Genomic DNA, 12,000 nt, shown 5'->3' on the forward strand with positions numbered 1-12,000 from the left:
CAGCCCCTTGAAGGGCGCTCCAAGGGGCGAAGATTCGAGAACTTGTAAACTCTTGTTTAATTACATGAAAACTCCCTAAGGAGAATCTATGATATTTTAACACTCAACTAACTATTTTGACAAATGTATATTGATAAAAGAAACCCCGATTGTCGACGGGGCTTCTAAGGGTAAGTGCCAAGTAATGACGTACTCGACTAATTAACCATATCATGAATTTTTTGGTAAAAATACTGGTAAATGTGTCCAATTATATGGGTGTTAATTTGAACAAAAACGCTATTTTAATAAGAGTTGGTTCTCACTCGAAAGCAAGGGTTGTATAGGAAGTTCCAAAATGTTCTTTTTAGATGTATTAATAGTTAGGGAAACATAAATCTGGAAATAAAACTTGATATTCTGGGATTAATCGAAGGTCAACAGTTGTACTTGCAAAGAATTTATATTTTGTTTCTAATTCAGCTAGTGTAACTAGGTGATGCGTACCTAAGCCCTTCTGTATGCTATGTTTAGAAAGAGTTGGACCAATTTGTAATTTTCGATTTTTCATAGCTGTGTTCCATGGACTGTAAAAGAATTTTAAAACGAAAGCAGGGTACATGTAAACGATAAAGGAATGATTTGACCAATGCCTTCCGGCTATATAGTTACCATGTGAAAAATTGTGGATTAGTCTACCTCCGTAGTAAGGGGCAGGTGGAGTAGGATGGATTATTCTCCCATGATAACGCTGTTTGACAAGGGGAATTCCGTATCTCGGATTGGAATAACCATGAGTAGGGTCATCTACCATCAGAATAGTCCTAATAGCATACATGTTTTGCCCTAAAGTGACAAGAGATGAGAAAAAGGTTTCCTTATCAAAACAGCAAAGAAATTCAGTGGTATTTAATACCATTTTCCATCCTGTAATTTCTTTTTCTATGTTCATTACTTCTTTATCAACTAATATGGCATCAAACTCTACTACTTTTGAATCGCGGATTTCCCAATGAGGTGCAAATAATCTACATATTTCTACTGAGCGATCAGTAGAGCCTCGATTAATAAGAATACCGTGATCAAATAGTCTTGTGTGGTGCATTAGCCACCATGGGAGTAGATACTCTTCATTGTAGAAATGGGAAATTAAAGTTGTATTAATGAAAAAACCCTCCTTATAAATATGGATAAAATATTTCTTGCACTAGTATAATGTTTATCCTAGTAAATATGCATGTCGTGAGTATATTTGAGAAAAATGTTTATTTACAAATATAAAGAGCGCTTTTTAAGGCGCTCTAAAACAAGATATATTTTGAAAGAGGAATAAAAGCATTATATGCATACTGTTTTAGAATGTTGTAGTTTGAAAGTTTAATTGTAATAAAAAATAAAGCACACATATAAGTGTGCCTTTATGAACGCTTTGAATTTGTATAGTGACTAGTTAGTCACTATACACCATTATTAGGATTTTAATTCCAAAAATGGTTGTTGAGAAATAAAAATCTTATTTTGCACAACAAAGCAGCCAGCTCTAATTAGCTAACTACTTGTTGTACAAAAGAAATTAGGCCCTACAAGTTCGGATATGTAACTTTAAGTTACAGTTATAGTATGTACAAAACTCCACATGTTATGTGGGTGCAACTTAATAAAAACTTCATTTTATACAATAAAACAGCTAGCGCGATTAGCTAGCTGTCCTGTTAAGAAAAGAAAACGGTGCTTATCAAATGTGCAGTTGTAATTGCGAATTACAACTATAGTATGAACAGAGTTGTAAATGTTATGCGAAAATAATGTAATAAAAATTTCATTTTGTGACAAATAAAAGAGCAGTTAGCCCAGTCTAACTGCTCGATACAAAAGTGATAATCTAGATGCACTGATATTATATGCCAAATTATTGATTTTATTCGAGAAAGAATAAAAAATCCTTTAAGAAACAGGAACAGGAACGAAACAAAAGGGCAGCTAGCCAAGGCTAACTGCTCATATAAGGAAATCGGAGAAAGATAACCATGTGTCTATAGTATTGACGGAATATTGAGTTTTATTCATGGGCAAAATCAGTATATGCACAAACTGTAGACGAAATTAGATATAAAATAGCAGAGTTGCAGCGTAGCAAGATAAAACTGAAATGATAGAAAACAGGGTTTTAAGTTTTCGGCGTTCTTGTTCATTCTTGGTAACAAATGAAATGTATTTTCGTATTCCAAATGTTAGTATCCAAACGCCAAATGTTAATCCAACTATCCCAACAAAAAACTGAGGATTTGGAAATGCAGTATGAACCGTAGCAGATAAAAGTAAAGTTTTAATGGATAAATAACAAAATGTTGTTAAAAGAGAGCAATATATGATAGCGATAATCCATTTGTTCATGATAGCTACCTCCTTTTATATAATGGAAAATTTATGTAATCTGAAAATATTATATCATGGAGATTTTCAATTGTATGTAATGAAAAAACTCAACAAAATAATCCTTTTAATAGAAAGCGAGGTTAGGATAATGACTAATTTAAAGAAAAGAAAAATTAGAAAAGCTATCGCGCGTCGCACAAAGTCAGTAGAGAAATATCAAGTTGATAACGCTTGGAGAAATATTTTTGTGAAAGCTGGAATAATAAAATAACAGTACTGGAGGGATAGAAAATGAATGGTAAACAGTTTTTCGGAATGTATTGGGCTCTTTACTTAATCATCATGTTTGTGACCTTTAGTAATGCGAAAAGCTTCATACAAGCTGGAATTATTATGGTACTTGTAATCTTGATTGCGGAAGTTGATCATAGATATGGATTTTATAAGGGAAGCAAGAAAGCTAAAAGCAATCAAATATAGTCCGGCTAGAAAACTAGAGGACACCAATTCATTAAAGCAGCAATTAAAGCTGTTTTAGGAATAGGTGTCCTTTTTATTTTGAAAAAGGAGATGGGGAAATGAAGGGGTTAAAGGATGAGTTACGTGAATGGAAAAAGCAATCGAATCAAGCAAAGAAGAAAAAGGAGAAAAAACGAAAAGAGAAATTAAGTCCTCGTGACATTGAGGATTTAATGGGGATGCATAGACCTTGTTATGAACGAAGACGTGGAGCAATAAGACAAAAGTAATCTAAAAATAAAAAGGAGTGGTCTTACATGACTAAACAATTATCTTTCTTACCAAAAATTGATAGAACAGCGACACAAGAAGAATTAGAAGGTGTTTTGGAAAGTGTACGTATACATAGACAATTTGGGATGATGCGTAAAGAAATGAAAGTCACTCCTTCTTATGAAATACGTGAGCACGGTCCTACACATACAGTTGGTAAGCCATTAGAAGATGTTGCTATAGCAAATATCCAACAAAGTAAACGAGAAGAGTGGCTTGAAAGAATGTCAGTACGTATAGATCAGTTTCTAAATCGATTAGGGAACGGACGTGCAGGAAGTATTCAAAGAGATATTATTTATAAACGTTATTTAGAAGAAGAGGACGTATGTGATTACATGGTTTATAACGAAATAGGGATGTCAGAACGTACTTATCGACGTTGGAAGTCTAAAGCGTTTTATAAGCTTGCTTTTGCACTTGGATTAGAAGTTTACGAGACAGAAGAAACGGGAGGTAATGAATAATGAATTTTGTTCAACCGATACGTGATCCGGAGCAAATACAGCAGTTAAAAGATTATTTTAAGGAAAAGAGCTTACGTAATTACATTCTCTTCATTATGGGAATCAATACAGGCCTGAGAATCTCGGACATTTTGAAATTGAAGGTAGGAGATGTCAAAGGTAGTCATATATCTATGAGAGAAAAGAAAACAGGGAAACAGAAACGAATACAAATTACTGCAGCATTGAAAAGAGAACTTAAATGGTTTATTGAAGAAAGAGAAGACAATGAGTATTTATTACAAAGCAGACAAGGTAGGAATCGCCCAATCGGTCGCAGTATGGCATATAAGATATTAAGTGGAGCAGCGGCAGATTTTGGGCTAGATGAAATAGGAACACATACACTGAGAAAGACGTACGGGTATCATATGTACATGCAAACGAAAAACATAGCATTACTTATGGAGATATTCAATCACTCGTCAGAGAAGGTCACGTTACGTTATATAGGTGTAAACCAAGATGCAATGGATAAAGCAATGACTAGGTTTAAAATTTAATCATTGCTTATCTCTTTTTAAATCTAGAGTTATTGCAGTATTTTGGAAGAAACTACGCTAAGAGTTTGCAAGGTTTTATACAGTTCCAGTAACAAACAAGAACCCTAAAAACGTGTTAGGATAGGAATATATAATGCATAGATCCATAGAACAAAAAAAAGAAGGTTCCTTGGTGGGCGTACGGTTTTCTCTTTTCAGTGATACCGATAATATTGCGTTATGTTAACTTTCTATGAATATCATATTCAACCAAAATTACCCTTATTGATGTTATAATTAAATTCTTGGAGGGGTATTATGGAATTTATTGTGGATATTGTATTTTATTTTGGGTTTTATTTTGGATCACTGTTTCTTATAATTGGTACCGCATTAGTTTTATTTATTATGGCTGCATTACCAAAAATCTGGAGTAAAAATCTATCATTCGTAATGCTCGGTTTAGGGATAAATATAATTACTATTCCGTTGTCTTTTTTTATAGGTGGGATGGCAACAGATTCTCCTGATAGTACTAGGTTAGATTTTTGGAAAGGATTTTTCTTTATTCAAAAAATACCGCTCTTTTTACTGATTTTTTTATTATTTTTAACTGTGGTGTTGTGGTTTATTCGTAAGAACAAGAAAAAAGTAAACATATAGAATTTTAAAACGACTTCCAATAACGATAATTATTTAAATAAGCTGTCCACATGGGCAGCTTATTTTATTTTTCCGCATAGCTTAGGTTATTTTGCAAAATGCTGGTGGTATCCCTATACAGTTACTCATAATTTTCGTACTGTGTAACTCAAAAGAGAAAGTGAAACGAAATCAATGATATCAAGCGATTCAGAGAAGGGGTCAGTTACACACAATATAAGATATGGGTAACTTAGGAAGTGGTTATATGGTAAAATTACTATATTGAATATTATGTTTTATTTAGTTAGTTTTTGGGAGAGTGGTATTTATATGGGCGAAGAAATATTGAATTATATTACTAAAATTGGACCAATGTGGGGGTTTATTGGAGCGATTATAGCGTTAGGAGTTAATACATATGTTACCAACAAGGGAAAAAAGGTAGGGGCAAGGTCATATGTTGAAGTTCTAAGAGTGGCAGCTAATATAAATGATGGGGTTTTTAAAAAGGGATCGAAAATAGTTGTCACTGATGAGTTAGAAGAGCAACTAGCAAAAATTGAGGTTGAAGAAAGTGCAATAACTGATGAATTAAAATTGCGACCTAACTTTTTAAAGATAAAAAATATAAGCCCAAATCCTTGCTTTGGATTAAGAATGGAAGGAATACAACAAAACGCCACTGAAAAAGAAAAGTATATAGACTTAGAGCTTTACGTACTGAAAGAGGATGAAGAAATATATATTCCACTAAAATCTCTTAATAATATTAACTATCCTACGTTAATTCTGAAAGTAGAGTACACAACATTAGCGAATGAGAAAATGATATATGAAAATAAAATAACATCAAAAAACGGAGAAGTAGTAGAAATCCTTCAAAGTATTTATGTTATTAAGAAGTGGTGGAAAAATGAAAAAATAGTTAAGACTACAGCTTCGAATATAAAATGGAGAGATGTAAATTAAGTGGCAGAGTAATGACCGCTTTTTGGCAGGAAATGTGCCGGTTGTTTTGGAATTAACGTGATATATTTGTATTGTGAGAAGTGGCGGAAAACACAACTCATAAATTCCTTTATAAACTATATGTTGTCTAAACGGTTTCATAATGACGGCACATAAAATCCGAAACCAGCAGATGGTAACGATTGAATGATACCGTTATTAAGGAGAGCTTTTGCTCTTCTTTCAGCTACTTAATAATGTGTAAGTATATCAATACTAGGTAATTGGAAGAAGAGTGAAGTCTCATTTACTGTATTTTATAGTAATAATATAAAAAAATGGTAAAAGAGAAACTGGTGTACGAGTATTTTTTGTCGATTAGTGTCGAGTTGTTAAAGTAGGAAATTGCCATTTACTATCTGATAATGTAATAGAGGAGGTGGGAAAAATGATAAACAATACACAGAGAAATAAATATGATGTGATTATGGAGTTATTAAATACACATTTGGAATTAGCGAGAAGTGAAGGAACTCATGTAAGTGCGGAAGAATTAGAAGAATTATTTCGGAAATATTATCATGTAGTTGCTAAGGTACAAAGAGAAGCCTAATAAACAAAGCATCCATAGTTGGGTGCTTTTTATTTTGGAAGAAGAGAAATGATGGAGACATTCTTTGGAAATTCAATGGAGGTATATGAAAATTTAGCTATTATTAAAGTATAAACTGTTCATGTGAAAGCCATGTGTGCAGAATAAAAGACTGTAATAAATAAGATTGGTAAAAAGAACTTAATTGATATCAAGCGATTACTATGATGAATTAAAGAGATAAACTGGAATAGGGAGTTTTAAATGAAGGAGCTTAGGGCACCATAAACATTATATGGGCTGATTCAATATAATAAATATGTAAAAAGTATAAATGAATTTTCTTAGCGTATTTAACCTGAATCCTCAATCAAAAATACTTAAAAACATAAGGAGGTATTTATAGTGAATTCTGAGGTAGATTATATTAATGGTATGAACCTTGGGCTTGGTTTTAGTACAGCTACTGAAGACATACATTCACCTGCTCTAGATAATGTAAATAACACTAGAGAAGTTTTATCGGCAGGTGGACAAGAAGTGTTCTTTAAAGTAGAACTAGCTAGTAGTACAGAAAGTATTACAGAAAAAATGAATGTATCAGCTAAAGCATCACTTAAATATGGGATGACTGGTAATGGATCAGCTCGCGTAGCTTTCTCTAATTCATTTAAACAAGATAGTTACAGTATTTATGTTATCGTCCAAGTAATCGTAACAAATAAACAAACTTTATTAGATTTATCAAACGTTAAATTAAAGCCAGAAGCGGTAAGTTTATATAATCAAGACCAAAATGCTTTTATTCAGCAATATGGTGATTCATTTGTTTATGGTCTAATTACAGGTGGAGAATTTATAGGGGTTCTTGAAATTAACAGCACAACTACTTCTGAATTAAATGAGATTAGAGCTGCTCTTTCTGGTCAAGCGACTTATGGTTTATACGATGGGTCAATGAATGTATCGTTTCAAGAAATTTTGGAAAAAATAACAGCTTCTTATCAACTGAAAGCTACTGTATATCGACAAGGAGGAAGTGGTGTTTTACAAGAAGTAACACCAGAGAGTATGATCCAGGAAGCTTTAGAATTTCCACAAACAGTTGCAGGTGATGGTGGATTCCCTCGTTCGGCATTAATAATTCCGTACAACCATATAGCTCGTGAAAGTTTGCCTTCACTAAATGTTTCGTACCAAACATCATGTTTAGAACGTATGGGGAATTTATACAAACGCTTTACAAAGTATCAAAATGATTTAACGTATGCATTAGACTATCAACTTCAATTTCCGGAAATTAATATTGATCAAGTAAATGAACGTTTTAATGAGATAAGTGGACAATTACAGATTATTATGGAAGCAGGTAGATCTTGTTCTGCGGATTCTAACGCATGTAAAATTCCGGATGTGGATTTAACGTTGCTTAAAGATATTTTACCTCAACGTATAAATAGCATTGGAGATTTAGGTGTAGAGTGGATAGAACAAGAGGCAGGATGGATAGGTGTTTGGACGCGAAGAGGGTTAAGTAATACCTTTGACGGAAAATGGGCAAAACCGGGAGAACCTGATTATCACGCGATATTAACAATTTTGCGAAATGGAAACGATATATTTGTTATACGTAAAGAGCATGAAAATGGGCCGACAACTTGTACTTATGTAGGTGTGGTGGGGAATGATGGGAAAAGTGTCACTGGAACGTATAGGTGTGCAAATGAACATAGCTGGAGTGCCACTATCAATTTTTAATTTCTATCTTAACAATATAGATACATGCATTTGATATTTATGGAAATAAAATAATTTATAAAGACATTAAAAAGCATCTATTTGGGTGCTTTTTATTTTGGGGGAGGGAATGATAATATGAATTGGTTTAGTTACTTTCTTGGATATAGTAAAGGGTTCATAGTTTGCTGGTGGTCATAATGACTGATGAAACCATACAATACAAAACCAAAGAACAGAAGCGTAAGTTTTATGATAGTAGTGAATGGAAGAGTATACGCGAACAAGTAAAGAAGCGAGACTCGAATGAATGCCAAGAGTGTAAACGAAACGGTCTTGTTCAAACAGACACCAATGAATACAGTGAGAGTGCAAAGCGTAAGAAGATACAACTCGTTGTCCATCATATAAAAGAACTAGAACATCATCCAGAACTTGCACTTGAAATAGATAACCTTGAAACCGTCTGTGTTAATTGCCACAATAAAGAACACGGTAGAACATTCAAAAAGAATCAGAATAAATGGGAACATGATGAAAAGTGGTAAAAACGATTCATTAATAATCCCCCCCTTAAAATATTTCATCAAAAATTGCTCTAAGGGGCACCGGAGGAGGGGGTTAACTGTCAGGTTTTTTTCGAAAATACGCGCGTAAGGGGGGGTGGGTAGATGGCTGTTAGTATTGTAAGGTTAAAGGAACAGTTAATGAATAGTATTGATACGACAGATTTAGTTGAAGTTGAAAAGGTGGAACGCTATATTGATCTAGTTAAAGCATTTCGGAAAATTAATAAAACGATAACTAAAGAAGGGGAATCCGTAACAATCAAAAATGGAACCCAAGTTTTCGTTAAGGCCCACCCTCTTATAAGTGAGAGGAATAAAATTAACAGTTCTTTAATTGCGTTAGGGAGAGATATAAAGTTTGTTGTTAAGAATACTATCCCTGATACAGGATATAACAAAAGTGATCTTACATGATTAAGCAAAAATATGTAGAAGAATATATTGAACTTTATCGAAGTGGGAAAGTGAAGTTCAATAAAGAAAGAGAACTGTTAATTGGATATCTAGAAAAATACGTTTTAAATAGAGACGATTTGTATTTTGATGATGAAATGATTGAGGATTGTATTAACTTCGGTGAGAAGTGGTATTTTCCGATGCAACCATTTCAAAAATTCTTAATAGCATTCGTCTTTTTGTTTTATAAGAAAAATGGACGTGTATTTTATCGTAAATTCCTATGGATGTTAGGGCGTGGCGGCGGTAAAAATGGTCTGATTTCTGTTATTATTCATTTTTTAATTAGTGAATTACATGGCATTCCAGAGTATAACATTTCAGTTGTTGCGAATAGTGAAGAACAGGCGAAAACAAGCCCTGATGAAGTTCATAAATGTGTGAAAAAGAATGAGGTCTTGAAGAGAGCCTTTAAAACAACGTTAACTCAAACGGTTTCAAAGGCTACTGAAAGTGTACTGAAGTTTAGGACTTCAAACGGTGATACAAAAGATGGTTTGCGTGATGGTGCGGTTGTATTTGATGAAATACATCAATACGAAAGTAATAAAGATGTCCGCGTTCATATCAGTGGTTTAGGGAAAAAGAAAAACCCACGTGAATTTTACATTGGTACAGATGGATATGTTCGTGATGGTTTCTTAGATAAGCAAAAAGAAAAGGCAATGAAGGTATTGAATGGTGAAGCACGTCCGAATGCTGTCTTTCCTTTTATCTGTAAATTAAATGATGAAAACGAAGTGGATGATATTGATAATTGGGAACTTGCTAATCCTATGTTATCTAAACCATTGAGCGAATATGCTGAGGGGTTACTTGAAACTATAAAAGAAGAATACGAAGATTTAGAAGATGACCCAAGTAATAGAGAAGAATTCATGACAAAACGAATGAATTTACCTGTTACAGATTTAGAAAGGTCAGTTGCAAAATGGGAAGAGATTGCAGCAACTAATCGCGAATTGCCAGATTTACAAGGTCATGAATGTATCGGCGCACTTGATTATGCAAGTATTCGTGATTTCGCAGCATGTGGATTACTTTTTAGAAGTAAGGGTGATTATTTATGGAAATCCCATTCGTATGCTAGAAAGGAATTCGTTGATAAATATTATAGTTATTCCAAAAAGCATGATGCTGAAATTGCAGGTAAGAAGAAGTTTGCACCAATTCGAGAATGGGAAGAGCAAGGTCTTCTGACAGTTGTGGAAGGAGAAACAATTGATCCGCATACCATCGTTGCTTGGTTCGTTGAAATGCGAAATTATTATGATATCAAAAAAATCATAATGGATAATTATCGTGCAGACTTACTAAGAACACTTTTTGAGGATGCTGGATTTGAAGTTGAAGTAATTAGAAATCCGAGAGCTATTCATGGTTTGCTTGCTCCTAGAATTGAAGTTGCATTTGCACATCGCCAAATTGTATTTGGTGATAATCCGATAATGCGTTGGTATACCAATAATGTACTCGTTGTTATTAAAAAAGATGGAAATAAAATGTATGAGAAGAAAGAACCAGTTCGCAGAAAAACAGATGGATTCCAGGCATTTGTACATGCTATGTATCGAGCGGATGAGGTAAGAGAAACAGATGTTGGTGCAGCGCTAGACTTGCTGAATGCATTGAACTTCTAAGAAGGGGGTGAAGGGGAAATATGAGTTGGTTGTCGGATGTACTTGGTAAAAATAAAGAGATTAATATGATGCTAAATGATTTTGATTTCTTTGGTATTGAAACGAATCAAAGAGCGTATTTAAAAAAGGTAGCATTAGAAACTTGTATTAATTTTATTGCTCGAACCGTTTCGTTGTCTGAATTTCGGATGATGAAAAAGGATACACGTCAATATAATGATTGGCATTATTTATTGAATATTAGGCCGAATACAGATCAAAGCGCAGCTGATTTTTGGCAAGATTTTGTGTATAAATTGATTCTTGATAATGAAGTGTTGGCAATTCTTACAGATCAAAATAATTTACTCATTGCTGATCATTTTGATCGTGTTGAATATGCAGTATATCCTGATGTGTTTAAAAATGTAACCGTAAAGGATTATACATTCCAAAGGTCATTTCAAATGGACGAGGTTATTTACATTACTTATAACAATGAAGAATTGACAAAATTTATGAGTGGAATATTCAAGGATTACACTCAACTTTTTAGTCGTATGATTGAGACAAATATGTTTTCTAATCAAATACGTGCAACTGCTGAGATGGAATCCGCACAGAATTTGGAGGGGGAAAACCTTACTAAATTACAAAGTTTTATGGATAAATTGTTTGGGGCGTTTCGGAAAAACGCTTTTGCAATCGTTCCAAAAATAAAAGGTTTTAACTATACGGAAATTGCCGATGGTTCAAATAATGGAAGGTCTGTAGAGGAACTATCAAAATTAAAAAAAGATTTAATAGATCATGTGGCTAATATTTTAGGTATTCCTACGGCATTAGTTCGTGGTGATATGGGAGACTACGAAACATCAATTAAAGCCTATATAAAATTCTGTATTAGTCCTCTAATTAAAAAGATAGAAGATGAATTAAATGCGAAATTAATTGAAAAAAAGAACTTCCTATTAGGAGAAAAAATTGAAGTAACTGGTGTGAAAGAGAAAGATATTATAGATCATGCTGAGGCTGTTGATAAATTAGTAGCAAGTGGTGCATTCACTAGAAATGAGGTGAGGAAGTTGTTTGGTGCTGAACGCTCTAATAATCCAGAACTAGACGAATTTGTAATTACGAAGAATTATCAATCTGCAAATTCAATTGAAGGAGGTGATAAGAATGAAAAATAAAATACAACATATTCCTTATCTGTTTTCTAATGCAGTTAATCCAGAAAATGATGAGCACGAAATGGTGTTATCAGGTTATATCGGGAGTAGTAGTTGGTGGTACGAT

At 33.5% G+C, this 12,000-nt stretch carries 15 protein-coding genes; 13 read left to right on the forward strand and 2 right to left on the reverse strand.

The features are described 5' to 3' along the window. Positions 1-355 precede the first annotated feature (355 nt). Together H6481_RS27530 and H6481_RS27535 are read right to left on the reverse strand one after the other, a co-directional pair. Positions 356-1,084, reverse strand: coding sequence for a glycosyltransferase family 2 protein (locus tag H6481_RS27530; protein ID WP_259347397.1), 729 nt, complete (start codon positions 1,082-1,084; stop codon positions 356-358). 998 nt (positions 1,085-2,082) lie between these two features. Then, positions 2,083-2,373 carry a hypothetical protein gene (locus H6481_RS27535; RefSeq protein ID WP_182813729.1) on the reverse strand — a complete coding sequence of 97 codons (291 nt, stop codon included), beginning with the start codon at positions 2,371-2,373 and terminating at the stop codon, positions 2,083-2,085. A 130-nt stretch (positions 2,374-2,503) separates the two neighbouring features. Between H6481_RS27535 and H6481_RS27540 the strand changes: the two genes are divergently transcribed. The 13 genes from H6481_RS27540 to H6481_RS27600 all read left to right on the forward strand — a co-directional run bounded on the left by H6481_RS27540 (position 2,504) and on the right by H6481_RS27600 (position 11,894). Further along, a complete protein-coding gene (locus H6481_RS27540) occupies positions 2,504-2,626 on the forward strand; it encodes a DUF3983 domain-containing protein (protein WP_098976266.1) in 123 nt (40 codons plus the stop codon). A 20-nt stretch (positions 2,627-2,646) separates the two neighbouring features. Further along, positions 2,647-2,835 carry a hypothetical protein gene (locus H6481_RS27545; RefSeq protein ID WP_001013579.1) on the forward strand — a complete coding sequence of 63 codons (189 nt, stop codon included), beginning with the start codon at positions 2,647-2,649 and terminating at the stop codon, positions 2,833-2,835. Positions 2,836-2,933: 98 nt separating this feature from the next. Beyond that, complete coding sequence (locus H6481_RS27550) at positions 2,934-3,104, forward strand: hypothetical protein (protein WP_180358791.1); 171 nt, start codon at positions 2,934-2,936, stop codon at positions 3,102-3,104. 27 nt (positions 3,105-3,131) lie between these two features. Beyond that, positions 3,132-3,614: an ArpU family phage packaging/lysis transcriptional regulator gene (locus H6481_RS27555; RefSeq protein ID WP_000166181.1), complete on the forward strand. Its 483-nt coding sequence runs from the start codon at positions 3,132-3,134 to the stop codon at positions 3,612-3,614. Next, positions 3,614-4,156: a site-specific integrase gene (locus H6481_RS27560; RefSeq protein ID WP_016124635.1), complete on the forward strand. Its 543-nt coding sequence runs from the start codon at positions 3,614-3,616 to the stop codon at positions 4,154-4,156. Before H6481_RS27555 ends, H6481_RS27560 begins: the two co-directional genes overlap by 1 nt. Positions 4,157-4,465: 309 nt before the next feature. Then, positions 4,466-4,798, forward strand: coding sequence for a hypothetical protein (locus H6481_RS27565; RefSeq protein ID WP_033693225.1), 333 nt, complete (start codon positions 4,466-4,468; stop codon positions 4,796-4,798). Between the two features lie 312 nt (positions 4,799-5,110). Then, positions 5,111-5,749 (forward strand): hypothetical protein, encoded by a 639-nt coding sequence (locus tag H6481_RS27570; RefSeq protein ID WP_182813731.1) that lies wholly within the window; start codon positions 5,111-5,113, stop codon positions 5,747-5,749. Positions 5,750-6,176: 427 nt separating this feature from the next. Next, on the forward strand, positions 6,177-6,341 hold the full coding sequence (locus H6481_RS27575) for a hypothetical protein (RefSeq protein ID WP_182813733.1): 165 nt from the start codon (positions 6,177-6,179) through the stop codon (positions 6,339-6,341). Positions 6,342-6,725: 384 nt separating this feature from the next. Next, entirely contained in the window at positions 6,726-8,078 is a 1,353-nt protein-coding gene (locus H6481_RS27580) for a hypothetical protein (protein ID WP_182813735.1), read from the forward strand. A gap of 179 nt (positions 8,079-8,257) precedes the next feature. Further along, positions 8,258-8,605, forward strand: coding sequence for an HNH endonuclease (locus H6481_RS27585; RefSeq protein WP_182813736.1), 348 nt, complete (start codon positions 8,258-8,260; stop codon positions 8,603-8,605). A 123-nt stretch (positions 8,606-8,728) separates the two neighbouring features. Further along, a complete protein-coding gene (locus tag H6481_RS27590; RefSeq protein WP_016125621.1) occupies positions 8,729-9,040 on the forward strand; it encodes a P27 family phage terminase small subunit in 312 nt (103 codons plus the stop codon). After that, complete coding sequence (locus H6481_RS27595) at positions 9,037-10,722, forward strand: terminase large subunit (RefSeq protein WP_016125622.1); 1,686 nt, start codon at positions 9,037-9,039, stop codon at positions 10,720-10,722. The genes H6481_RS27590 and H6481_RS27595 overlap by 4 nt, the downstream gene beginning before the upstream one ends. 20 nt (positions 10,723-10,742) lie before the next feature. Continuing rightward, the gene (locus H6481_RS27600) at positions 10,743-11,894 is read left to right on the forward strand and encodes a phage portal protein (RefSeq protein WP_098570355.1); all 1,152 of its coding nucleotides are present in this window, start codon (positions 10,743-10,745) and stop codon (positions 11,892-11,894) included. The last annotated feature ends 106 nt before the right edge of the window (positions 11,895-12,000 follow it).

Source organism: Bacillus sp. ME78, from assembly GCF_903970865.1.
Taxonomy (GTDB): Bacteria; Bacillota; Bacilli; order Bacillales; family Bacillaceae_G; genus Bacillus_A; species Bacillus_A cereus.

Bases quoted from the DNA above. Each gene is read 5' to 3' on its own strand.
- H6481_RS27530 (WP_259347397.1), bottom strand. From the start codon at position 1,084: ATGCACCACACAAGACTATTTGATCACGGTATTCTTATTAATCGAGGC.
- H6481_RS27535 (WP_182813729.1), bottom strand. From the start codon at position 2,373: ATGAACAAATGGATTATCGCTATCATATATTGCTCTCTTTTAACAACA.
- H6481_RS27540 (WP_098976266.1), top strand. From the start codon at position 2,504: ATGACTAATTTAAAGAAAAGAAAAATTAGAAAAGCTATCGCGCGTCGC.
- H6481_RS27545 (WP_001013579.1), top strand. From the start codon at position 2,647: ATGAATGGTAAACAGTTTTTCGGAATGTATTGGGCTCTTTACTTAATC.
- H6481_RS27550 (WP_180358791.1), top strand. From the start codon at position 2,934: ATGAAGGGGTTAAAGGATGAGTTACGTGAATGGAAAAAGCAATCGAAT.
- H6481_RS27555 (WP_000166181.1), top strand. From the start codon at position 3,132: ATGACTAAACAATTATCTTTCTTACCAAAAATTGATAGAACAGCGACA.
- H6481_RS27560 (WP_016124635.1), top strand. From the start codon at position 3,614: ATGAATTTTGTTCAACCGATACGTGATCCGGAGCAAATACAGCAGTTA.
- H6481_RS27570 (WP_182813731.1), top strand. From the start codon at position 5,111: ATGGGCGAAGAAATATTGAATTATATTACTAAAATTGGACCAATGTGG.
- H6481_RS27575 (WP_182813733.1), top strand. From the start codon at position 6,177: ATGATAAACAATACACAGAGAAATAAATATGATGTGATTATGGAGTTA.
- H6481_RS27585 (WP_182813736.1), top strand. From the start codon at position 8,258: ATGACTGATGAAACCATACAATACAAAACCAAAGAACAGAAGCGTAAG.
- H6481_RS27590 (WP_016125621.1), top strand. From the start codon at position 8,729: ATGGCTGTTAGTATTGTAAGGTTAAAGGAACAGTTAATGAATAGTATT.
- H6481_RS27595 (WP_016125622.1), top strand. From the start codon at position 9,037: ATGATTAAGCAAAAATATGTAGAAGAATATATTGAACTTTATCGAAGT.
- H6481_RS27600 (WP_098570355.1), top strand. From the start codon at position 10,743: ATGAGTTGGTTGTCGGATGTACTTGGTAAAAATAAAGAGATTAATATG.